General features: G+C 40.0%; 22 protein-coding genes. All 22 read left to right on the top strand.

The window, feature by feature from the left end:
• The first annotated feature begins 89 nt into the window (after nt 1-89).
• The 22 genes from ACT170_RS08565 to ACT170_RS08460 all read left to right on the top strand — a co-directional run bounded on the left by ACT170_RS08565 (nt 90) and on the right by ACT170_RS08460 (nt 22596).
• Nucleotides 90-1298 (top strand): glycosyltransferase, encoded by a 1209-nt coding sequence (locus ACT170_RS08565; protein ID WP_038676671.1) that lies wholly within the window; start codon nt 90-92, stop codon nt 1296-1298.
• A 3-nt stretch (nt 1299-1301) separates the two neighbouring features.
• The gene (locus ACT170_RS08560) at nt 1302-2183 is read left to right on the top strand and encodes a glycosyltransferase family 2 protein (RefSeq protein WP_021147408.1); all 882 of its coding nucleotides are present in this window, start codon (nt 1302-1304) and stop codon (nt 2181-2183) included.
• A 50-nt stretch (nt 2184-2233) separates the two neighbouring features.
• Entirely contained in the window at nt 2234-3532 is a 1299-nt protein-coding gene (locus tag ACT170_RS08555; RefSeq protein WP_444818207.1) for an accessory Sec system glycosyltransferase GtfB, read from the top strand.
• Nucleotides 3513-4985: a glycosyltransferase gene (locus tag ACT170_RS08550; protein ID WP_444818206.1), complete on the top strand. Its 1473-nt coding sequence runs from the start codon at nt 3513-3515 to the stop codon at nt 4983-4985. Before ACT170_RS08555 ends, ACT170_RS08550 begins: the two co-directional genes overlap by 20 nt.
• Before the next feature lie 139 nt (nt 4986-5124).
• A complete protein-coding gene (gatC, locus tag ACT170_RS08545; protein WP_002884769.1) occupies nt 5125-5427 on the top strand; it encodes an Asp-tRNA(Asn)/Glu-tRNA(Gln) amidotransferase subunit GatC in 303 nt (100 codons plus the stop codon).
• Entirely contained in the window at nt 5427-6893 is a 1467-nt protein-coding gene (gene gatA / locus ACT170_RS08540; protein WP_444818205.1) for an Asp-tRNA(Asn)/Glu-tRNA(Gln) amidotransferase subunit GatA, read from the top strand. Before gatC ends, gatA begins: the two co-directional genes overlap by 1 nt.
• A complete protein-coding gene (gatB, locus tag ACT170_RS08535; protein ID WP_003018306.1) occupies nt 6893-8335 on the top strand; it encodes an Asp-tRNA(Asn)/Glu-tRNA(Gln) amidotransferase subunit GatB in 1443 nt (480 codons plus the stop codon). Before gatA ends, gatB begins: the two co-directional genes overlap by 1 nt.
• Nucleotides 8336-8427: 92 nt before the next feature.
• Entirely contained in the window at nt 8428-9690 is a 1263-nt protein-coding gene (locus tag ACT170_RS08530) for a hypothetical protein (protein WP_041826701.1), read from the top strand.
• Nucleotides 9691-9818: 128 nt separating this feature from the next.
• On the top strand, nt 9819-10202 hold the full coding sequence (locus ACT170_RS08525) for a hypothetical protein (protein ID WP_444818204.1): 384 nt from the start codon (nt 9819-9821) through the stop codon (nt 10200-10202).
• Between the two features lie 158 nt (nt 10203-10360).
• A complete protein-coding gene (locus ACT170_RS08520) occupies nt 10361-11404 on the top strand; it encodes a 2,3-butanediol dehydrogenase (protein ID WP_037602457.1) in 1044 nt (347 codons plus the stop codon).
• Between the two features lie 97 nt (nt 11405-11501).
• Nucleotides 11502-12419: a DMT family transporter gene (locus tag ACT170_RS08515; protein ID WP_444818203.1), complete on the top strand. Its 918-nt coding sequence runs from the start codon at nt 11502-11504 to the stop codon at nt 12417-12419.
• 137 nt (nt 12420-12556) lie between these two features.
• Nucleotides 12557-13084, top strand: a complete 528-nt coding sequence (locus ACT170_RS08510) for a YqeG family HAD IIIA-type phosphatase (RefSeq protein WP_002884676.1) — start codon at nt 12557-12559, stop codon at nt 13082-13084.
• The gene (yqeH, locus tag ACT170_RS08505; RefSeq protein ID WP_038676657.1) at nt 13084-14202 is read left to right on the top strand and encodes a ribosome biogenesis GTPase YqeH; all 1119 of its coding nucleotides are present in this window, start codon (nt 13084-13086) and stop codon (nt 14200-14202) included. Before ACT170_RS08510 ends, yqeH begins: the two co-directional genes overlap by 1 nt.
• Before the next feature lie 237 nt (nt 14203-14439).
• On the top strand, nt 14440-14757 hold the full coding sequence (gene yhbY, locus ACT170_RS08500; protein WP_002884193.1) for a ribosome assembly RNA-binding protein YhbY: 318 nt from the start codon (nt 14440-14442) through the stop codon (nt 14755-14757).
• A 107-nt stretch (nt 14758-14864) separates the two neighbouring features.
• Nucleotides 14865-15497 carry a nicotinate-nucleotide adenylyltransferase gene (locus ACT170_RS08495; protein WP_002884372.1) on the top strand — a complete coding sequence of 211 codons (633 nt, stop codon included), beginning with the start codon at nt 14865-14867 and terminating at the stop codon, nt 15495-15497.
• Nucleotides 15494-16084 (top strand): bis(5'-nucleosyl)-tetraphosphatase (symmetrical) YqeK, encoded by a 591-nt coding sequence (gene yqeK / locus ACT170_RS08490; RefSeq protein WP_014634946.1) that lies wholly within the window; start codon nt 15494-15496, stop codon nt 16082-16084. The genes ACT170_RS08495 and yqeK overlap by 4 nt, the downstream gene beginning before the upstream one ends.
• A gap of 23 nt (nt 16085-16107) precedes the next feature.
• Nucleotides 16108-16461, top strand: coding sequence for a ribosome silencing factor (gene rsfS / locus ACT170_RS08485; protein ID WP_014632696.1), 354 nt, complete (start codon nt 16108-16110; stop codon nt 16459-16461).
• Between the two features lie 204 nt (nt 16462-16665).
• Entirely contained in the window at nt 16666-17406 is a 741-nt protein-coding gene (locus ACT170_RS08480; RefSeq protein ID WP_014634945.1) for a class I SAM-dependent DNA methyltransferase, read from the top strand.
• A gap of 6 nt (nt 17407-17412) precedes the next feature.
• Nucleotides 17413-18504 carry a nucleotidyltransferase gene (locus tag ACT170_RS08475; protein WP_444818202.1) on the top strand — a complete coding sequence of 364 codons (1092 nt, stop codon included), beginning with the start codon at nt 17413-17415 and terminating at the stop codon, nt 18502-18504.
• A 736-nt stretch (nt 18505-19240) separates the two neighbouring features.
• Entirely contained in the window at nt 19241-21346 is a 2106-nt protein-coding gene (locus ACT170_RS08470; RefSeq protein ID WP_070655450.1) for an AAA family ATPase, read from the top strand.
• Nucleotides 21347-21735: 389 nt separating this feature from the next.
• On the top strand, nt 21736-22233 hold the full coding sequence (locus tag ACT170_RS08465; RefSeq protein ID WP_245085241.1) for a hypothetical protein: 498 nt from the start codon (nt 21736-21738) through the stop codon (nt 22231-22233).
• Nucleotides 22234-22251: 18 nt separating this feature from the next.
• The gene (locus ACT170_RS08460) at nt 22252-22596 is read left to right on the top strand and encodes a hypothetical protein (RefSeq protein WP_155123768.1); all 345 of its coding nucleotides are present in this window, start codon (nt 22252-22254) and stop codon (nt 22594-22596) included.
• Nucleotides 22597-22605: the final 9 nt, after the last annotated feature.

The following is a 22605-nucleotide window of genomic DNA, read 5'->3' as shown; positions in this document are numbered from 1 at the left end:
GCCTTAGGGTTGGCTTTTTTTGTAAGAGATAGAAATTGTAATGTTTTCTAAAAAATGATATTCTTATTAGAGTTTGAGAGGAAGAAAACATGGGGAAAAAATCAGTTGTATTTGTAGCAGAGCTATCCTATATGGAAAAGTTAGAGGTGGCTCTAAAATCTTTGTGTGCACATAAAGGGCAGTGGAAAATTTATGTGCTAAATGAGAATTTACCAACAGAATGGTTTACGCTGATGAATCGTCGTCTAGAGGCTATTGATTCTGAAATTCTCAATTGTCGTGTGTCTGCCGAAAGCTTTAAACAATTTTCGCTTCCAAGTACGCATATTCATTATGCGACTTTTTTCCGTTATACAATTCCTGAGTTTGTTCAAGAAGATCGCGTTCTCTATTTGGATTGCGATATGATTTTTACGCAGGATTTGTCACCACTTTTTGAAGTGGATCTTGGCGGATTTGGTATTGGAGCGGTGGTGGACCGTCCGACGACGACAGATGGTTTTAACGCTGGCTTGATGGTTATTGATACCGATTGGTGGCGACAACACAAGGTGACAGAGTCTCTTTTTGACTTGACAAAAGAGCATCATCAAAATGTTTATGGGGATCAAGGAATCTTGAATCTTTATTTCAAGGATGCTTGGTATCAACTCCCATGGACCTATAATCTCCAAGTGGGTTCTGATAAGGACCAGTATGGTTATGGAGATTTGGAATGGTATGATGCTTTTAAAGGGGTACCAGCGGTTATTCATTATACTTCCCACAATAAGCCTTGGACGTCCAAACGTTTCAATCGTTTCAGGGATATTTGGTGGTTTTATTATGCCCTATCTTGGGAAGAAATCTTATTGAGAAAGCCATCCTTAAAGCTTAGCTTTAGTGACATGGTAGGTGATTTTCCTTACCATACGGCGATTTATACTAATACTGCAGACATCTTTGAATTGGAACATTTGCTGCAGGCTCTTCCAGATGTAGCTTTTCATGTTTTGGCTCATTCTCATTTCGGATTTAATTTGGTGAAGTTGGAGCAGTATCCAAACCTTATTCTCTATCCATCCTTTGATCCCTTGACTAGTCGAAAGGTCTTAGAAAAAATAGATTTCTATTTGGATATCAACCCATTTGACGAGGTTGATCATATCACAGAAACGATTCATCAGTTGGGGCTTCCGATTTTCTCTTTTGAAGGAACAAATCACGACCAAACTGGGCAAAATCAAGTGTTCAAGAATGACCAAGTAGACCAAATGGTAAAGGCTGTTCGAGATTATATAGATACGATTGAGAGATAGACCATGGAAAATAAAGAAGTAGTTAGTATTGTTATTCCCATTTATAATGTGGAAGCTTATTTAAAGCAGTGTTTGGAAACGATAGTGAATCAGACTTATCCAAACCTTGAAATAATTCTTGTCAATGATGGTTCCCCGGATAAGTCAGAGGAGATTTGCAAGGAGTTTTTCAAGCGAGATTCGCGTATTCGCTATGTGCGACAAGTTAATGGTGGCCTATCTGCAGCCCGAAATACAGGAATTGATTTAGCCACAGGTGATTACATCACTTTTGTAGACCCAGATGATTGGGTAACAGAGGATTATGTGGAGACCTTGTACACTCAGCTTAAGAAGTATGAGGCAGATGTTTCTATTGCCAACTACAACTTGTTCAACGAGAGTACCAGTAAGTTTTTGATTAAGGTAACGGAGAATGATTATTCTGAAACCCTCTATGAGGGGAGAGATATTATAGACCAGGATGCCATCCAAGAAACAAGAGATATGGCCTGGGCATGTGCTATGATGAAACTCTATAAAATCTCCTTATTTGAGGACCTTCGTTTTCCTGTTGGGAAGAATGTCGAAGACAATTTCCTTATGTACAAACTCTTGTTAAAGGCCAATCGTGTTGTTCATACTGAAAAATGTATCTACTGGTACCGAGTGGGTCGTAAGGATACGCTGTCGCAGGTCTGGACAGAGAAGCGTGTCTTAGATGAGATGGAAGCCAAGAATGAAAAACTAGCTTTACTAGGTATGTTGGGCTATGATTTGACCTGGCACCGTTATATTTATAAGACACGTCTGAAGCGGGCCATTGAAAAAATGGAAGAAGCTAATCTTCAAGATACTGAGACCTATAAGACGGCGCAGGTTAACTTGAGATTTTTGGAGCAATAAAGGTCGAGGGTTAAGCTATTTATTGCTTGGATTAGTCAGAAAGGATAACTATGCTTATTATTGCACAAGAACCTTGTCAGGCAACGGAAAAACTGAGAAGATTACTAGACTCCTTTGGTATCCAATCCCGTATGTTTTACACGAATTTTGAAACGGATGTTGATAAGGACACGATTAGTTTAGCATCGTCATTTATTTATTCCTCTGAGGAAGATTATCAAGGGACACCACTCTTTTTTAACGATTTGTCAGTTCCCTTATACTGGGAATTGTGGACTTTAGGGATTACGACCTATATTTTTGATGGTCAAGACCGCCGTGCCAGTGTCATTTTCCGTGACAATCTAAAGGAACGTACGGTCAAACAAGTTCAATGGTTTGGACAAGGGGAAAAAGTTGTTGCGGTTGATGATTATAATCGCTATGGCTGGCGTACCAAACAGCGTCTTCTGGATGATCAGGGGCAAGGCATAATGGATATTTACTTTAATCGTAACCAAGAAGAGGTCTTGATTCACTATATTCAAGATGGATACCTGATTGATCAGGGGTCTGAAGGAAGAGATAGGATTTTTTCAGGTAGGGAAGAATTAACTAAGGCTGTTTTGAATCAGATTCTGAAGTCAGACGAAGCTATCATCTGTATGGATTCCAATCTAATCCCGACATTGCAGACCTTGAATGTTAATCGTCTGGTCTATTGCTCCGATAGTCATGATGGTCTTGAGCTTATTCAAAATCAAGTGAATCATGTTTTGATTACTAATTATTATCCACAAGAGGAACGGAAGTCAGGCATGATTTATTTAGCTGGTGCGGAACAAGAAGGTTCTCAGACTTTTGTGCCTCAAGCCATGGTGATGACTGCTTCTGAAAATATTGAGGGCCTAGCTGACTTAATTGATGCTTTCCCGGATATTGACTTTCATATCGGAGCTCAAACTAGTATGGGGCCAAAATTGACTTGTCTCGAAGATAAGAGAAATGTCCATCTTTATCCAGGAATTCGTCAGGAGAAATATCAAGAGCTACTTAGGAATTGTTTCATTTATTTAGACTTGAATTATGGAAGTGAAGTGTCTGATGCAACTTTGGATGCGATTGAAAATGGGCAGTTGATTTTTGGCTTAGAATCAACGGTTCATCGTCACTACTATAAGGACTTACCAACAGTCTATACTTCCTTAGAGGAACTAGAGCAGGGGTTCCGACAACTCATACAGCAAACAGAGTTTTACCCCAAGGCTCTTGAAAGTCAGAAAGAGGTTTTGAAACTTGCCGAGAGGGAAGAAATCTTAGCTTTCTTTACTAGATTGGAGGGGGAAAAAGATGACGATTTACACCTTTAACCTATTGGTGGGTTATGAGCCTAATGGTGTGGATGTGGCCCAGGCGTCTAGAGCTTTGATGCTACGTGAATTAAAGGAGCCTGCTAAGTTTGTCTTTACGACCTGGCCGCAACCCTATAAATTAGATTACTATCTTTCTTTAGGACATCGCTACGAGGAGCTCCTCCATGCCTATCTTAGCTTTACAGATCAAGACAGTCATATTCCATCTTTGACAGTGGGGGCCTTGCAGCAAAAATTTAAGTTGACACGTCTAGATTTGAAGAGCCAAAGCGAAACAGACTCTGTTTATACCTGTTCTGATGGTACTTCTTTGGTCTTCAAGATGGATCCCTACCAAAAGGGTAGTGTGAGGTATGTAGATTACCACGTCAATGGCATCCTATTGAAGCGTGAGTGGTATGGAACAAGTAAATTGGTTACAGAATACTTTGAAAAAGGCATCATCATCAGGAGAAGTTATCACAATAAAGATGGTCGCATCGCCTTTGAAGAACTCAAGCAAGGAGCCAGTTGGTTATATAGGCTAGGCACTGAGATTTTAGTGACCAAGACAGAGGTCATGCGTCGTTTTCTAGCAAGACTCCCACTGACAGCTACGGATACCTTGTTGCTGGATAGGGCTTCCTTGATGGAATTTATGCGACCGATTTATGAACTGGATTCACCTGCAAAGCTAGGCTTTGTTTTTCATTCAGAGCATGAGTTTGAAAATGGGGACCTCTATTATGAGTATTATTACATCTTTAAGTACGCCCAACGCTTTGACTTCTTTATCACAGCTACTGAGGCACAAAAGGCTGTTTTAGAGAATACGCTGCAAAAGCAAGGTGTCACAGACGCCGCTATTTATGCCCTAGCAGTGGGACATTTGGATAAGCTTAGTTTTCCAGAGGAGCAGAGGAAGCCTCTTAGTTTGATGACTGCTTCGCGATTGGACCCACGTAAACGCTTGGATTTGGCTATAAGAGCCGTTGCCCTTGCCCATCAAAAAGAGCCTAACCTTCGCTTTGACATCTACGGTAAAGGTGGGGAGCAAGAGAATCTACAAGATCTAATTGATACTTTAGGGGCGAATGATTACATCCAACTTAGAGGACATGCGGATTTGCGTGACGTCTACCCACAGTACGAACTTTATGTCACTACCTCTCAGTGGGAGACCTTTGGTTTGACCCTGATGGAAGCGGTAGGAGCAGGTTTAGCCCTGGTTAGTTTTGATGCCCGTTACGGCAATCCAACCTTCATCAAAGATGGTGAGAATGGCTATCTGGTTACTTATAGCGAGACTATGGATGAGGACCTGCTTGTTTCTCAGATGGCGGATAAAATTGTATTTGCCTTAGAGAGTGATCTTGAGTCTATGCACCAAGCCTCATATGAGTTGGCCAAACAGTATTTGAAACCTGAAATTCTAGAGGCTTGGAGAAAGCTCTTGATAGCCATACGATAAGTGTTTTGAAAAAGCTCTATCTCTGTAAACTGTAGTAACAAAAAAGTTACTACAGTTTTTTTATCCTCCAAGCAAAATAGGCCTAATTATGGTAAAATAGAACGTATTGAAAAATCATCATTTCACGAAAGGAAGCAAGATGAAAATTACGCAAGAAGAGGTAACCCACGTTGCCAATCTTTCAAAATTGAAATTCTCTCCAGAAGAGACAGCTGAGTTTGCGACAACCTTGTCGAAGATTGTCGACATGGTGGAATTGTTGGAAGAAGTGGACACAACTGGTGTGGCCCCAACAACGACTATGGCTGATCGTAAGACCGTATTGCGTCCGGATGTTGCTGAAAAAGGGACAGACCGTGACCGCTTGTTTAAAAATGTACCTGAAAAAGATAACTACTACATCAAGGTGCCAGCTATCCTAGAAGATGGAGGAGATGCCTAATGTCATTCAACAATAAAACCATTGAAGAGTTGCACGACCTCCTTGTCTCTAAGGAAATTTCAGCAACCGAATTGACACAAGCGACACTTGACGATATCAAGGTGCGTGAAGAAGCGGTCAATGCCTTTGTGACGGTGGCTGAAGAAGCAGCACTTTCCCAAGCTAAGGCTATTGACGAAAAAGGAATTGATAAAGATAACCTCCTGTCAGGGATTCCACTCGCTGTCAAAGACAATATCTCAACAGATGGTATCTTGACGACTGCGGCTTCAAAAATGCTCTACAACTACGAGCCTATCTTTGATGCGACAGCTGTTGCCAATGCAAAAGCCAAAGATATGATTGTCATCGGGAAGACCAACATGGATGAATTTGCTATGGGTGGATCTGGTGAAACATCTTACTATGGGGCGACTAAAAATGCTTGGGACCACAGCAAGGTACCTGGTGGATCTTCTAGTGGTTCAGCAGCTTCTGTCGCTTCAGGACAAGTCCGCTTGTCACTTGGTTCAGATACAGGTGGTTCTATCCGCCAACCAGCTGCCTTCAACGGAATCGTAGGTCTCAAACCAACTTACGGAACGGTTTCTCGTTTCGGTCTTATTGCCTTTGGTAGCTCACTTGACCAAATTGGTACTTTCTCACCGACGGTTAAGGAAAATGCCCAATTACTCAATGTCATTGCCAGTGAAGATGCCAAGGATTCAACTTCTGCACCTGTTCGTGTAGCAGACTTCACTTCTAAGATTGGTCAAGACATCAAAGGCATGAAGATTGCCCTCCCTAAGGAATACCTCGGTGAAGGGATTGACCCAGAAGTCAAGGAAACTATCCTTAACGCTGCTAAACACTTTGAAAAATTGGGAGCAACTGTCGAAGAAGTCAGCCTACCTCATTCTAAATACGGGGTTGCCGTTTATTACATCATCGCTTCATCTGAAGCTTCTTCAAACTTGCAACGTTTCGACGGTATTCGCTATGGTTTCCGTGCAGAAGATGCTAAAAACTTGGATGACATCTACGTGAACACTCGTAGCCAAGGCTTTGGTGATGAGGTCAAACGCCGTATCATGCTTGGTACCTTTAGTTTGTCATCTGGTTACTACGATGCCTACTACAAGAAAGCTGGTCAAGTCCGTACCCTCATTATCCGAGACTTCGAAAAAGTCTTTGCGGATTACGATCTTATCCTTGGTCCAACAGCTCCAAGTGTAGCCTTTGATTTGGATTCGCTCAACCATGATCCGGTTGCCATGTACTTGGCTGACCTCTTGACCATTCCAGTCAACTTGGCAGGTCTTCCAGGAATTTCGATTCCTGCAGGTTTTGCGCAAGGTCTTCCAGTTGGTTTGCAGTTGATTGGTCCTAAGTATTCTGAAGAAACAATCTACCAAGCTGCAGCTGCCTTTGAAGCTACGACGGATTACCACAAGCAACAACCCCTTATTTTCGGAGGTGACAATTAATGAACTTTGAAACAGTCATCGGACTTGAAGTCCACGTTGAATTGAATACAAACTCAAAAATTTTCTCACCAACCTCTGCCCACTTTGGGAACGAGCAAAATGCCAACACTAATGTGATTGACTGGTCTTTCCCAGGGGTGCTTCCTGTCTTGAACAAGGGTGTTGTGGACGCTGGGATCAAGGCTGCTTTGGCCTTGAATATGGATATCCATCAGCACATGCACTTTGACCGTAAGAACTATTTTTACCCTGATAATCCAAAGGCTTACCAAATTTCACAATTTGACGAGCCAATCGGTTACAACGGTTGGATTGAAGTGCAATTGGAAGACGGCTCAACGAAGAAAATCGGGATTGAACGGGCCCACTTGGAAGAAGATGCTGGTAAGAACACGCACGGAACAGATGGATTCTCTTACGTAGACCTTAACCGTCAAGGGGTTCCATTGATTGAAATCGTGTCTGAAGCAGATATGCGTTCTCCAGAAGAAGCCTACGCCTATTTGACAGCTTTGAAAGAAGTCATCCAATACACTGGTATTTCAGACGTCAAGATGGAAGAAGGATCTATGCGTGTGGATGCCAACATTTCCCTTCGCCCATACGGTCAAGAGGAATTTGGTACCAAGACTGAGTTGAAAAACTTGAACTCTTTCTCAAACGTCCGTAAAGGTCTTGAATACGAAGTGCAACGCCAAGCGAAAATCTTGCGTTCAGGTGGTGTCATTCGTCAAGAAACACGTCGTTATGATGAAGCTAATAAGAGCACTATCCTTATGCGTGTCAAAGAAGGAGCAGCGGATTACCGTTACTTCCCAGAACCAGACCTTCCATTGTTTGAAATTTCAGATGAGTGGATTGAGGAAATGCGTACTGAGTTGCCAGAGTTTCCAAAAGACCGTCGTGCTCGCTATGTGGCAGAGCTTGGCTTGTCTGACTATGATGCCAACCAATTGACAGCGACGAAAGTCACTTCTGACTTCTTTGAAGCAGCTGTAGCCCTTGGCGGAGATGCCAAACAAGTGTCTAACTGGCTCCAAGGTGAAGTCGCGCAATTCTTGAACGCAGAAGGCAAAACGCTTGAAGAAATCAAGTTGACACCAGAAAACTTGGTCGAAATGATTGCCATCATCGAAGATGGAACCATTTCATCTAAGATTGCCAAGAAAGTCTTCGTTCATTTGGCGAAAAACGGTGGCGGTGCGCGTGAATACGTCGAAAAAGCTGGATTGGTACAGATTTCAGACCCAGAAGTCTTGATTCCAATCATCCACCAAGTCTTCGCAGACAATGAAGCAGCCGTAGCTGACTTCAAGTCAGGTAAACGTAACGCTGATAAAGCCTTCACCGGCTTCCTCATGAAAGCAACCAAAGGCCAAGCCAACCCACAAGTAGCCCTCAAGTTACTTGCTCAAGAATTGGCTAAGTTGAAAGAAGAGTAATAAATTTTTTCTAATATAAAAACTAGTCTCATTCTTTGTTGAACATAGAATATAGGCTAGTTTTTTTGATATACTCGGGAATGGAGGTAAATATGAAAAAGTTTATAAAAGAATTCTTTCTTAATGAAATAGTATTGATTACTTTTCTACTTTTGTTTAGTCTAGTGGTTTATTTTTTTTATAATAACTTTAATTTAGTTTTCCTATTATGGATTATACAAAGTGGTGTAATAATATTTCTTAAATATAGGTTTTCAAATTCTATAATTGGTAAAACAAAATTAGATAAAGTATGTATTTATTTTATTAGGTTATTGTTTCTGTTTATTGAGACTCTGTGTTGTTTTCAGTTCTTTGCTATCTTCTTTGTTATTAGTTATAAACTCTTTTATAAAAATTATGGACTTATACTTGGTTTATCATTTGTTCTTTTTTTAATAAGTATGATTGTCTTGGGTTATCTTTATGAAAAATATCAGATTTCAAAAAGATTTGATGAAACATTATCGCAGTTTGTATTTAATGGATTAGTCTCGGGGATTCTATTTTTTCTTTTTTTATTCTTATTTTTTGATTTGTTTATATTTATTATTTCACTGAATCCTGATACTGAAAAGGTATCTGATAGTGCAGTAAGTATTTTAGTCTGGTTTTTACCGCTGCTTTTACCATATGTTAAAGAGTTTTCCGAGATGCAAAGTAAATATTTTGATGGCTCTAATACAGAAACAAGTACTGTATATGATTATTTTGAAACTTGTTTTAAAATAATCTGGTTTATCTATTTAATAGCAATTAGGATTTATTTAACATTATTATCTAAAGGACAAATGTTTAACATTCCTTTTAGAGGACGAAATTTCAAGATAGAACTCAAATATCCTGAAAGTATAGGAGAATTTTTTATTTCCACCATGTTATCATTCGCAATAACAATGTTAATATTTATTGGGATTCAAACATTATATGAGAAAGTCTTCATTACTAATAATATTAATAGATATATAATCAAGAAAAATAAAAAGATAAATGATTATGATTTTATATTTAAGTTGGATAAGTCTGACAATAGTATCCAGTTTCGAGGAATAGTATATAATGAAAAGCTATTTGGAATAAAGGGCAATAGTAAACTAGATAACTTAGGAATAGAAGATTGTCTTATCTTTAAACCATTTATAGATGAAAAAACCAATCCCAATTTTTTTTATAGTACCGGAGGAACAAAAGAAGAATATATTGAGTACATTTCAAGTTCTATGGGAGTTAAAAGAAAGGATTTCGAAAAAGCGATTAGTAATCCTTGGAAATCCAAAATATTGAGTTATGTTGGAAACTATTGTCCTAATGATTAACGAACAAATTTAAAGTAAAGTATTTTTTCGAAAGATCATAATCAAGTTCAAAGACCTAGGTTATACTTAGGTCTTTTTTGTTATACTAATGGTATTCAATAAAACATCTATTAAGTAGGAGCAACCCAATGAACAAATTCTTAAGAGTCCTATTTATCCTCGTCATTCTCGCCATGACTGGTGCCATTATTTTTCAGCTATTTTTCCCAACCTATATGGGAAGTCACTCGGGGTACGGTATTTCAGTTGGCTGGCAGAGGGAGATTGGTATTTGGAATGTGGCAGTCCTTGTCATCCTGATTGCCGTAAACTTTAAGTACGATTGGTTTTATCTGAGAGCTGTACTGATAGCTTTGATTATTGGAGGCCTTGGAATTGGGACTAATCATTTCCTTAGCTATCTTCAATATCATCACTCAGTCAACGCCATAGGTGCACTTGAAAATTATCTTTTAGTCCTTGGCTGGGTTGTAGGTTGGTGGCTAGAGGTGTCTCGAATCAAAAAGAAATAAGGTAACTATTGTTTAGATTAGGGAGGTACTTCATAGGATACTTCCCTTATTTTTTTGGTCTCTTTTTCCTTGACAAGTAAAAAGAGAACGTTTACAATTTGATGTATAATGTTTCCTGAAAAGAAAACCAAAAATTGTGAAAACAAGGAGATCATCATATGGCTACTATGAAAGCAGCTCGCTGGCATGCAGCGAAAGACGTTCGTATCGAAGAAGTGGAAGTACCTGAAGTACAGCCTCATCAAGTAAAAGTGGCAGTTAAGTTCACAGGGATCTGTGGTACAGATTTGCATGAATATTTGGATGGACCAATCTTCATTCCAACAGAAGAACATGTGTATTCTGGTCAAAAAGCACCGGTTACTTTGGGACATGAATTCTCTGGTGAGATTGTAGAAGTCGGAAGTAATGTGACTCGTGTCAAAGTTGGCGATCGTGTAACCATCGAACCAATTCTTGCAGAGCACAACTTGATTGGTGATTATAACCTTGATCCAAACTTGAACTTCGTCGGCCTCGCTGCAGATGGTGGTTTTGCGAAATACTGTGTCCTTGATGGTGATCTTGTCCATGTGATTCCAGATAGCTTGAGCTATGAACAAGCCGCTCTTACAGAACCTGCTGCTGTAGCTGTGTATGCAGTCCGTCAATCTGCTTTGAAAGCTGGGGATACAGCTGTTATCTTTGGCTTGGGTCCAATTGGTCTTTTGATTGTTGAAGCCCTTCGTGCAGCAGGCGCATCAAAAATCTATGCGGTTGAATTGTCTCCTGAACGTCAAGCGAAAGCAGAAGAATTGGGAGCAATTGTTGTTCGCCCAGAAGAAGGGGAAACAGTCGTAGAGGCTATCCATCGTTTGACAGGAGGTGGAGCAGATGTTTCTTACGAAGTTACTGGGGTTCCGGTTGTTTTAGGCCAAGCCCTTGCAGCTGTTCATAAAGCTGGGGAATGTATGGTCGTATCTATCTGGGAACGTGAAGCCAGCATCAATCCAAATGAATTCGCCATCCAAGAAAAATCTCTCAAAGGAATTATTGCCTACCGTCATATCTTCCCTAAAGTGTTGGAATTGATGGAACAAGGCTACTTCCCTGCTGATAAATTGGTTACTAAGAAAATTAAATTGGAGAATATCGTTGAAGAAGGTTTTGTTGAATTAACCCAAGATAAATCTCAAATTAAAATCCTGGTTCAACCAGAATAAGCTTATAAAGGTCGAATGAATAGATAAAGGTCGAAACCGTTTTGTTTCGACCTTTTTGTGTTACAATAACAGAAACAAATAGATTTGGGAGGCGACTATGTCAAAGACGCTAAAAGGTAGTCTGATGGTCATAACTGCTGGGATTGCCTGGGGAGTCTCAGGGGTTTCTGGTCAATACCTGATGGCTCATGGGGTTAATGTCAATCTTTTGACGAGTTTACGTTTGATTCTAGCTGGGACCTTACTAACGGCTTCGGTCTTTTTTAGGCAGCGAGACAAATTAGTACAAGCCATTAAAGATAGGAAAACCTTAGTAAGTATCGCCTTATTTGCTCTCTTTGGTCTGGTCTTGAATCAGTATGCCTATCTCAGTGCTATTCAGTACACCAACGCTGGAACTGCGACAGTCTTACAGTATGTCACGCCAGTCCTTATTCTGGCTTTTTTGTGTGCAAAGAACCGCAGATTTCCAACGGTCTCAGAGTTAGTGGCGATTATCATGGCTATTGCGGGAACCTTTATTATCGCCACGCATGGTCAGGTGACAGAGTTGGCTATCACACCTATTGGCTTGTGCTGGGGCCTCTTCTCGGCAGTAACCTATGCACTCTATATCTTACTGCCTGCTAAAGCTATTGAAAAGTGGGGTAGTCTGATTGTCATCGGTCTAGGAATGTTACTCGGTGGTCTAGTCTTTCCAATTGCTATCCAAGCCTGGAAGTATGAGTTACCCTTGACTGGTGGAAATCTTTTAGCACTCTTTGGGTTGGTCTTCATCGGGACAGTTTTTGCTTATACAGTTTTCCTCAAGGGAACAACCATGGTTGGCGCTGTCAAAGGAAGTCTTCTGGCATCGGTAGAACCAGTGGCATCGGTCATTTTAACGGTCTTAATCATGGGTGACCACTTCTTTGCCATTGATGTGCTTGGAATGATTTTAATTGTTCTTGCTGTTATCCTCATTTCGCTTAAGGATTTAGTAGCCCTTAAAAAACAAGAGAAAATTCAAAGATAAAGATAGAGCCCAAGTGATTGTGGTTCTTTTTCGATACCTTCATGTCAAAGATGTTCTTAAAAAATAGGACTTAAGTCCCACACATAAACCTTAAAAATATGGTAAAATAAGAGGTAAACTAACATTTTGGAGAGAAAATGAGTATAGACGATTACAGGCCCCATTTTATGGTGGAGGCTGTTTATGATTTGAAACCTGACCAACTACGTGAACACGGTATTCGTGCTGTCTTGGTCGATTTGGATAATACCTTGATTGCTTGGAATAACCCTGATGGGACTCCTGAGCTACGTGCTTGGTTAGATGAGATGACAGAGGCTGATATCCCTGTGGTTGTGGTTTCTAATAATAAGCATGAGCGTGTTGAACGTGCGGTTGCGAATTTCCACGTAGATTTCGTAAGTCGTGCCATGAAGCCTTTTACTAAAGGAATTAATGAAGCGATTGAGCGTTATCACTTTAACCGCGATGAAGTTGTTATGGTGGGTGACCAGCTCATGACTGATATCAGAGCTAGCCACCGAGCAGGTATTCGCTCGATTTTGGTCAAACCCTTGGTACAATCAGACGCTTGGGTAACCAAGTTTAACCGTTGGCGTGAGCGTCGCATGTGGAAAAAGATTGAAAAAGCATATGGTCCAATGACCTTTAACAAAGGAATTTAATGGAAGAATTATTTTGTATTGGCTGTGGAGCCCAAATTCAAACAGAAGATAAAGAAAAGGCTGGTTACACACCCGCTAGCTCGATAAAAAAAGCTGAAGAAACAGGCGAGTTGTACTGTCAACGTTGTTTCCGTCTTCGTCACTATAATGAAATTGTGGACGTCCACATCACAGATGATGAATTTTTAAAATTGCTTCATGAAGTTGGAGACAGTGACGCCCTCGTTGTCAATGTTGTTGATATTTTCGATTTCAATGGATCAGTTATTCCAGGCTTGTCACGCTTTGTTTCTGGTAATGATGTGCTCTTGGTCGGAAATAAAAAGGATATCCTGCCGAAATCTGTTAAAGATGGTAAGGTGACCCAATGGTTGACAGAACGTGCCCATGAAGAAGGAATGCGTCCTGTGGATGTCATGTTGACGTCTGCCCAAAATCATCACGCTATTAAAGAGTTGATTCAACGTATTGAAGATCTCCGTAAGGGATGTGATGTTTATGTTGTCGGTGTTACGAATGTTGGTAAGTCGACCTTAATTAATGCGATTATCAAGGAAATCACAGGTGATAAAGATGTTATTACGACTTCTCGTTTTCCTGGAACAACTCTTGATAAGATTGAAATTCCTCTGGATGATGGTACTTACATTTTTGATACACCAGGAATCATTCACCGCCACCAGATGGCACACTATCTGTCAGCCAAGGACCTCAAGTACGTTAGTCCTAAGAAGGAGATTAAGCCAAAAACTTACCAGTTAAATGCAGGTCAAACCCTATTCCTAGGTGGTCTTGGACGTTTTGACTTTATTGATGGGAATAAGCAAGGTTTTACAGCCTTCTTTGATAATAACTTGAAGCTTCATCGCACCAAGCTTGAAGGCGCAGATGTCTTCTATGATAAGCATGTTGGAAGTCTTCTCATGCCTCCTGGACCAAAGGAGCTTGCCGATTTTCCAAAACTTGTCCGTCACGAATTCACCATTAAAGATAAGACAGACATTGTCTTCTCAGGACTAGGCTGGATCCGTGTCCAAGGAAAAGCTGACCAACCAACCATCGTTGCTGCCTGGGCACCAGAAGGTGTTGGCGTCGTCGTACGAAAAGCGATTATTTAAACTTAATAAAGTAGTTAAAAGCATAAAAAGCGTCTTTTCAATGAACATGAAGTTTGCCTAGATTTAGGTCATGAGCAAACGATGTGTTTTTCGCTGTGATAGTAATCCAAGTAACATAAAATGTTACTTGGATTCGGAATTTTTGAGACCTTAGGCTCAAAAATTAGCTATGAAATCGAAGGTTTGCTAGCACCGTATCACCTAAGAAAAACAGCAAAAAAATTAAAAGGAATAAACATGTCATTAACATCAAAACAACGTGCCTTCCTCAAATCGGAAGCACACACTCTCAAACCTATTGTACAAATCGGGAAAAACGGTCTTAACGACCACATCAAAACTAGCGTTCGTAACGCCCTTGATGCTCGTGAATTGATCAAAGTAACCCTACTCCAAAATACCATGGAAGATATCCATGAAGTTGCCGAAATCTTGGAAGAAGAAATTGGCTGTGATACAGTCCTTAAGATTGGACGTATCTTGATTCTCTATAAAGAATCAGCTAAAAAAGAAAATCGCAAGTTGTCACCAAAGGTCAAGGCTATCCAAAAATAGTTGCTGACTTTGCTTGGTGAAGGAAAAACTAAGGTATAGGAACACTTTTGAAGCATTAAAGCTAGCCTTAAGTCAGTTGTATAATGCTTGAGAAAGAGGAGGCGTACATGGCACTAGATCTCGTAACCCCATTTACAAAGGTTCAACTAGAGGAAGAAATCAAAGATACAGGCCGTAAGCAAGTGGGAATATTAGGTGGAAATTTCAATCCTGTTCATAATGCCCACTTGGTTGTTGCTGATCAGGTACGTCAGCAGTTAGGTCTCGATGAAGTTCTTCTCATGCCTGAATATGAGCCACCTCATGTCGATAAAAAAGAGACCATTGATGAAAAACACCGCCTTAATATGCTTATGTTGGCTATTAACGGTATCGAAGGATTGGACATCGAAACCATTGAGTTGGAACGTAAGGGAATCAGCTATACATATGACACCATGAAGCTCTTGACAGAGGCTAATCCTGATACGGATTATTACTTTATTATTGGAGCGGATATGGTCGAATACCTACCTAAGTGGCATCGTATTGATGAACTTATCGAGATGGTCCAATTTGTTGGTGTTCAGCGTCCTAAGTATAAGGCTGGAACCTCTTACCCAGTTATTTGGGTGGATGTTCCCCTTATGGATATTAGTTCAAGTGCAGTCAGAGCTTACATTAAGAAGGATCGCACACCTAACTTTATGGTGCCACAGTCTGTACTTGCCTACATCAAGAAAGCGGGGCTCTATAAATGACCTATGAAAAATATCTAGACTATTCTCGTGAAGAACTTCTTGAAAAGATTCGAGCGGTCATGAGCCCTAAACGCTTTAATCATGTCCTGGGTGTTGAGCGAGCTGCTATTGCTCTTGCTGAAAAGTACGGATATGATACTGAGAAAGCCGGATTGGCTGGTTTGCTTCATGATTATGCCAAGGAACTCCCAGATCAGGAATTCTTGGGGCTTATTGATAAATATAAGCTTGATCCTGAATTGAAACAATGGGGAAACAATGTCTGGCATGGCATGGTTGGGATTTATAAAATCCAAGAAGATTTGGGATTGACTGATTCCGAAATTCTACGCAGTATTGAAATCCATACCGTCGGAAGCCATGAAATGTCAACCCTAGATAAGATAGTCTATGTGGCTGATTATATTGAGCATAACCGTAATTTCCCTTTGGTAGAGGAAGCTAGACAAGTAGCAGAGCAATCCTTAGATAAGGCCGTTGCTTTTGAGACAGTCCATACGGTAGAACACTTGGCTCATCAGGCCTTGCCGATTTTCCCACAAACCCTGGAAACCTATAATGCTTTTGTGAAATACTTGAAAGATTAATAACAAATTACTGGAGAATATCATTGACTAAAGAAGAATTACTTGAATTGGTTGTCAAAGCTGCTGATGAAAAGCGAGCTGAAGACATTGTTGCCCTTGATTTGTACGGCCTTACAAGCCTAACAGATTACTTTGTTATTTTGAGTGCAATGAATAGCCGTCAGTTGGAAGCTATTGCTGACAACATTCGTGAAAAAGTGAAAGAAGCTGGCCTTGATGCTAGCCACATGGAAGGTGACAACAAGGGTGGTTGGATTCTTTTGGATCTTAACGACGTCGTTGTCCACATCTTTACAGAAGATGAACGTGCTCACTATAACCTTGAAAAACTCTGGCATGAAGCACCAATGGTGGATGTGTCAGCTTATTTGGCATAAAAATTGAACTCAGTTGGCGACAACTGGGTTTTGTTGCTTAAACTAAAGATTTAATAGGAAGGATAGAGCCTTGTGTTTAGTTGGTTTGTTAACTGAACACGAGCTAAAGGCAGTGAGAAAAAGATAAACTTTCTTTGTGTCAGGTGATACGGCAGAAAGTTTCCTATTTTCTCTGTGCTTTTGACGCTCTTTGTATCTTGATTTATGGCTACTTATGAAACTTTTGCGGCGGTATACGACGCTGTTATGGATGATAGTCTTTACGATTTGTGGACGGATTTTTCACTCCGTCATTTGCCAAAGACTAAGGATAAAAAGAAATTGCTTGAATTGGCTTGTGGAACTGGAATTCAGTCTGTACGCTTTTCTCAAGCTGGTTTCGATGTAACTGGACTCGATTTGAGTGCTGATATGTTGAAGATTGCTGAGAAGCGAGCAGCTTCTGCCAAACAGAAAATTGACTTTATTGAAGGCAACATGTTGGATTTATCGCAAGCGGGCAAGTATGACTTTGTGACCTGCTACTCAGATTCAATCTGCTATATGCAGGACGAAGTAGAAGTCGGAGACGTCTTCAAAGAGGTTTACAATGCCCTCAATGAGGATGGCGTCTTCATCTTTGATGTGCACTCAACCTATCAGACGGATGAGGTTTTCCCTGGCTATTCCTACCATGAAAATGCAGAAGACTTTGCTATGCTTTGGGATACCTATGAGGATGCGGCACCACATTCTATTGTCCATGAATTGACCTTCTTTGTCCAAGAGGAAGATGGAAGCTTTAGCCGACATGATGAGGTCCATGAGGAGCGTACCTATGAGGTCTTGACTTATGATATCTTGTTGGAGCAAGCTGGCTTCAAATCTTTCAAACTTTACGCTGATTTCGAGGATAAGGAGCCGACTGAAACTAGTGCACGTTGGTTCTTTGTGGCGCAAAAGTAAGAACCTATGAGAGTTACAGGTATTATTGCTGAGTTCAATCCTTTTCATAACGGTCACAAGTATCTCTTGGATCAGGCTGAAGGTGTAAAAATTGTTGCTATGTCTGGGAACTTTGTTCAGCGAGGTGAGCCAGCTATTGTGGATAAGTGGACTAGGGCTCAGATGGCTTTGGAAAATGGAGCAGACCTCGTGGTTGAGTTGCCCTTCCTGACATCAGTCCAGTCTGCCGATTATTTTGCTGCTGGAGCCGTGGATATCTTATCTCGACTGGGAATTGATAGCCTTACCTTTGGCACGGAAGAAGTTCTAGATTATCAGAATATAGCAGATGTTTATTCTGAAAAGTCTGAGGAAATGGAAGCCTTTGTGGAGAGTTTGCCGAGTGATTTGTCTTATCCACAGAAGACGCAAAAAATGTGGGAAAAGTTTGCTGGTGTGGACTTTACTGGCAATACCCCCAACCATATTCTAGGATTAGCCTATGCCAAAGCTTGTGTTGGTAAGGGTATTAAGTTGACTCCTATCCAGAGACAAGGAGCTGGCTATCATTCCTCAGACAAGGAAGTATCTTTCGCCTCAGCGACCAGTCTACGTCTCCACAAGCAAGATAGTGATTTTGTGGATAAGTTCATGCCCAACAGCAAACTTTTTCAGACTTCTCCACAGGTCTCTTGGGATAATTATTTCCAATTGCTGATTTATCAGATTTTTACAAATCCTGATTTGACTAGTGTTTTCCAGGTGAATGAAGAGATTGCTAGTCGTCTAAAGGCTGCTATCCGTGAGGTTTCTTCTGTGGAGGAACTCGTGGATAAGGTGGCGACCAAACGATATACAAAGGCACGGGTACGTCGTATTTTGACCTATATTCTGGTTGGAGCTGTAGATAATCCTTTACCCCAGGCTGTTCATGTTCTTGGATTTTCTCAAAAAGGGCAGGCTCATCTCAAATCTGTGAAAAAGTCTGTGGATATAGTGGCTCGGATTGGAAGGGAGCCTTGGGATATTCTTACACAACAAGCGGATAATGTTTATCAATTAGGTAATCCCGAGCTTTCCGAACAAAACTTCGGACGCATACCGCATAGAGTAAAATAGCTTTATAGAAGGTCTACCTCTGGTAGGCTTTTTTACTTTTCGGAAAATATTCTTAAAAAGGTCAAAAAAGATCAAATAAAACTATTGACCTTTACTGACTAATAGTGTATGATAGTTACATAAGGATTTATCTTCCTTATAAATCTTGTGGCGTGGGTTAGTTCCTTGTAAAAAGGTAATTATAGCTTGGCTACAAAAAAATGATAACAAAGGTCAAAAAAAGTCAAAAAAACTATTGACTATTACTGACCAATGTTGTACAATATAAACATAAGGAAATGAAATCCTTATGAAGGCTGTGTAAATAGCCCATATACCAATAAAAAAGTCTTGCAGCTAGTCTGCAAAAATTTTCATCTGAAAGGTCAGTAAAAGTCAAAACCAAATTCTTGACCTGATCAAATGAAAGGTATATGATAAAACTATAAGGAAAAAGGATTCCTTGATATTCAAGTTTCTTTCTGAAAAAACTATTTATAGTTTCGAAAGGGGCTTGGAAGTTAGCTATATTGAGAGATTCACAGAAAGAAGGTGGCTCTTATGCTAAATGACAATTTGTTTAAGACTGAGAAAGTTCTCAGTCTCCTACCAAGAGCAAAACCTGAAATTATTAGAAGAGTAGTTGAAGCTACTAAAAATTTTTAGGGTTTTGGTCAGTAAAAGTCAAAACTTACACATTAACATAAAAAATAACATTTAAAAAATTTCACAAGAAAACACAAAACGAGGTAATTATATGAACAACAACTTTAACAATATGGACGATCTTTTCAATCAATTGATGGGGAACATGGGTGGTTACCGTTCAGAAAACCGTCGCTACATGATTAACGGTCGTGAAGTGACACCTGAAGAATTTGCTATCTACCGTCAAACAGGTCAATTGCCTAGTAATGAAGGTGAAGCAGTGAACCCAACTCAACATCAAGGTAAAGGACCTAAACAAGATGGTATTCTTGCTAAACTTGGTCGTAACTTGACTGAAGAAGCTCGCGAAGGTAAATTGGATCCTGTTATCGGACGTAACAAAGAAATCCAAGAAGCTTGCGAAATCTTGGCTCGTCGTACCAAGAATAACCCAGTCCTTGTCGGGGACGCTGGTGTTGGTAAAACAGCTGTAGTTGAAGGTTTGGCTCAAGCTATCGTTAATGGTGATGTCCCAGCTGCTATCAAGAACAAAGAAATCATCTCAATTGATATTTCTGGACTTGAAGCTGGTACGCAATACCGTGGTAGCTTTGAAGAAAACATTCAAAACTTGGTAAATGAAGTCAAAGAAGCTGGAAATATTATCCTCTTCTTCGATGAAATCCACCAAATTCTTGGTGCCGGAAGCACTGGCGATGGCCAAGGGTCTAAAGGTCTTGCTGATATCTTGAAACCTGCTCTTTCACGTGGTGAATTGACAGTGATTGGTGCAACAACTCAGGATGAATACCGTAACACTATCTTGAAGAACGCTGCTCTTGCTCGTCGTTTCAACGAAGTTAAGGTTAATGCTCCTTCTGCTGAAGATACCTTCAAGATTCTCCAAGGTATCCGTGATCTTTATGAAAAACACCACAATGTTATCTTGCCAGATGATGTCTTGAAAGCAGCAGTAGATTTCTCTGTCCAATACATTCCACAACGTAGCTTGCCAGATAAGGCTATCGACCTTGTCGATGTAACAGCGGCTCACTTGGCTGCTCAACACCCAGTGACTGATGTGAATGCTGTTGAACATGAAATCGAAGAAGAAAAAGCTAAACAAGAAGCTGCAGCTGCCAAAGAAGACTACGAAGCAGCTCTAAATGCTAAAGTTCGCATTGAAGAACTTGAAAAGAAAATTGCTAACCACACAGCAGACCTTAAAGTCACTGCAACTGTTAACGATGTGGCTGAATCTGTAGAACGTATGACTGGTATCCCAGTATCGCAAATGGGAGCAACTGATATCGAACGTTTGAAAGATATGGGCCACCGTTTGCAAACTAAGGTTATCGGTCAAGATAAAGCCGTTGAAGCAGTGGCACGTGCCATCCGTCGTAACCGTGCAGGATTTGACGAAGGTAACCGTCCAATTGGTAGCTTCCTCTTTGTAGGACCTACTGGTGTTGGTAAAACTGAGTTGGCTAAACAATTGGCTCTTGATATGTTCGGAACAAAAGATGCTATCATCCGTTTGGACATGTCAGAATACAGCGACCGCACAGCCGTTTCTAAATTGATTGGTACAACAGCTGGTTATGTTGGTTATGATGACAATAGCAATACTTTGACAGAACGTGTTCGCCGTAACCCATACTCAATCGTCCTTCTCGACGAAATTGAAAAGGCTGACCCTCAAGTCATCACCCTTCTCCTCCAAGTTTTGGACGATGGTCGTTTGACAGATGGTCAAGGTAACACTGTAAACTTCAAGAATACTGTGATTATCGCAACTTCAAACGCAGGCTTTGGTTATGAAGCTAACTTGACAGAAGATGCTGATAAACCAGAACTTATGGATCGTTTGAAACCTTACTTCCGTCCAGAATTCCTTAACCGTTTCAATGCTGTCATCGAATTCTCACACTTGAGCAAAGAAGATCTTTCTAAGATTGTAGACCTTATGTTGGTTGAAGTTAACAAGACGCTTTCTAAGAAAGACATTGACTTGGCAGTTAGCGAAGCTGCTAAAGAATACATGACTGAAGAAGGCTACGACGAAGTCATGGGTGTTCGTCCACTCCGTCGTGTGGTTGAACAACAAATCCGTGACAAAGTCACAGACTTCCACTTGGATAACCTTGATGCTAAACACCTAGAAGCTGATATGGAAGATGGTGTCTTGGTTATCAAAGAAAAAGATGCTGAATAAGAAGTATAAAACCTCCTAATCCTATTATGAAGCAGAGATGTTAGTAGACATCTCTGTTTTTTCTTTTTTATTTAAGACTTTCCTTGGGTGCTAGGGACGGAAGCGACTTCCTAACGGAATTCCATTCCTAAGATTTGAGCCTAAGTCTCAAATCTTCCGAGTGAGAGAAGCAATGGTGCTTCTCTCACCTTTAGCACAGCGAAAAGTCTTGTTTTGGGTATAGCTGTGACTTTTATATTTATTCTTAAATATAAAATGAGATAAAATTATTTAAATTATAATAATCTAAAAACTAACTTAAATTTAGATTCTATTTTCAAGAAAACGTTGACAACGTATATATATATATATAATGTTTACAGAAAATTAAATTTAGGTGAGGAATTCTTATGAAAAAGAAAAATTGTTTATTTACTTTTGCAGTAATTTTACTATCTATAGCACTAACAGGTTGTTCGGCCAGTAAAAACATAATAAATACTGCAAAAAATATTTCAGGAAGAGTTACAAGTAAATCTTCAAGTTCTTCAACAACGTCAAGTTCTTCAGGTTCTGTAAGTTCAAGTAATTTTAACCCTCAGGACACATCTGATACCACAATTGAGAGTATTTCAACCTATAACGACTATCTAACGATGTATTCGAAAATTGTTGATGAATATCTAACGAATTATCAAAATGCTGTTGCTGGTACAGTACTTGATGACGCAAATACAATTGAGCAAATGAAGCAAGAATCATTAAAGTCTTTGGAAGAACAGAAGAAAGAATACGGTCCGATGGGAAATACTAAGATTGTTGGTAAAGATAGTCTAGTTGAATTCTTGAAAAATTACCGTAATGGGTTGAAAGAATATACAGATAATATTTCAACCCAAATTCAATAATATAATTAAGGAGAACAAATGAAAACAAAAACATTAGCTGTCACAAATGGAGTAGTAGGACTAATCGGAGGAATCTTTCTTCTTTTTGGAATCTGGTTTATTTTAGGTGTAGCATCTTCGGGCTCAGAGGTTGCGACTGGATTAATGACTTTATTTGTATATCTTGTAAAGTTAGCCCTACTAGTACTTGGAATAGTTGGTGCTGTCTATTATAAAGGAGATACTCCGGTAGGAACTGCTCCTAGTGTACTCTTGATTGTTGGAGGAGCGATTTCTCTTATTCCTTTCTTAGGATGGATTGGCGGAATCTTAGGAATAATAGGTGGTTCATTGTATCTAGCGAGCCTGAAAAAATTTCTTTAATAGATGAAT

Source organism: Streptococcus sp. cx1, from assembly GCF_052384325.1.
In the GTDB taxonomy this organism is placed as follows: Bacteria; Bacillota; Bacilli; order Lactobacillales; family Streptococcaceae; genus Streptococcus; species Streptococcus salivarius_G.
The sequence above is the reverse complement of the archived record's forward strand: the minus strand, read 5'-3'. Positions and strand labels throughout refer to the sequence as shown.

What these genes read in the sequence shown, in the direction of transcription:
- ACT170_RS08560 (WP_021147408.1), top strand. Translation starts at nt 1,302, where the DNA reads ATGGAAAATAAAGAAGTAGTTAGTATTGTTATTCCCATTTATAATGTG.
- ACT170_RS08470 (WP_070655450.1), top strand. Translation starts at nt 19,241, where the DNA reads ATGAACAACAACTTTAACAATATGGACGATCTTTTCAATCAATTGATG.
- ACT170_RS08495 (WP_002884372.1), top strand. Translation starts at nt 14,865, where the DNA reads ATGGCACTAGATCTCGTAACCCCATTTACAAAGGTTCAACTAGAGGAA.
- ACT170_RS08465 (WP_245085241.1), top strand. Translation starts at nt 21,736, where the DNA reads ATGAAAAAGAAAAATTGTTTATTTACTTTTGCAGTAATTTTACTATCT.
- yhbY (WP_002884193.1), top strand. Translation starts at nt 14,440, where the DNA reads ATGTCATTAACATCAAAACAACGTGCCTTCCTCAAATCGGAAGCACAC.
- ACT170_RS08480 (WP_014634945.1), top strand. Translation starts at nt 16,666, where the DNA reads ATGGCTACTTATGAAACTTTTGCGGCGGTATACGACGCTGTTATGGAT.
- gatA (WP_444818205.1), top strand. Translation starts at nt 5,427, where the DNA reads ATGTCATTCAACAATAAAACCATTGAAGAGTTGCACGACCTCCTTGTC.
- ACT170_RS08525 (WP_444818204.1), top strand. Translation starts at nt 9,819, where the DNA reads ATGAACAAATTCTTAAGAGTCCTATTTATCCTCGTCATTCTCGCCATG.
- yqeK (WP_014634946.1), top strand. Translation starts at nt 15,494, where the DNA reads ATGACCTATGAAAAATATCTAGACTATTCTCGTGAAGAACTTCTTGAA.
- gatC (WP_002884769.1), top strand. Translation starts at nt 5,125, where the DNA reads ATGAAAATTACGCAAGAAGAGGTAACCCACGTTGCCAATCTTTCAAAA.
- ACT170_RS08550 (WP_444818206.1), top strand. Translation starts at nt 3,513, where the DNA reads ATGACGATTTACACCTTTAACCTATTGGTGGGTTATGAGCCTAATGGT.
- ACT170_RS08515 (WP_444818203.1), top strand. Translation starts at nt 11,502, where the DNA reads ATGTCAAAGACGCTAAAAGGTAGTCTGATGGTCATAACTGCTGGGATT.
- yqeH (WP_038676657.1), top strand. Translation starts at nt 13,084, where the DNA reads ATGGAAGAATTATTTTGTATTGGCTGTGGAGCCCAAATTCAAACAGAA.
- ACT170_RS08520 (WP_037602457.1), top strand. Translation starts at nt 10,361, where the DNA reads ATGGCTACTATGAAAGCAGCTCGCTGGCATGCAGCGAAAGACGTTCGT.
- ACT170_RS08565 (WP_038676671.1), top strand. Translation starts at nt 90, where the DNA reads ATGGGGAAAAAATCAGTTGTATTTGTAGCAGAGCTATCCTATATGGAA.
- ACT170_RS08460 (WP_155123768.1), top strand. Translation starts at nt 22,252, where the DNA reads ATGAAAACAAAAACATTAGCTGTCACAAATGGAGTAGTAGGACTAATC.
- ACT170_RS08510 (WP_002884676.1), top strand. Translation starts at nt 12,557, where the DNA reads ATGAGTATAGACGATTACAGGCCCCATTTTATGGTGGAGGCTGTTTAT.
- ACT170_RS08530 (WP_041826701.1), top strand. Translation starts at nt 8,428, where the DNA reads ATGAAAAAGTTTATAAAAGAATTCTTTCTTAATGAAATAGTATTGATT.
- ACT170_RS08475 (WP_444818202.1), top strand. Translation starts at nt 17,413, where the DNA reads ATGAGAGTTACAGGTATTATTGCTGAGTTCAATCCTTTTCATAACGGT.
- gatB (WP_003018306.1), top strand. Translation starts at nt 6,893, where the DNA reads ATGAACTTTGAAACAGTCATCGGACTTGAAGTCCACGTTGAATTGAAT.
- ACT170_RS08555 (WP_444818207.1), top strand. Translation starts at nt 2,234, where the DNA reads ATGCTTATTATTGCACAAGAACCTTGTCAGGCAACGGAAAAACTGAGA.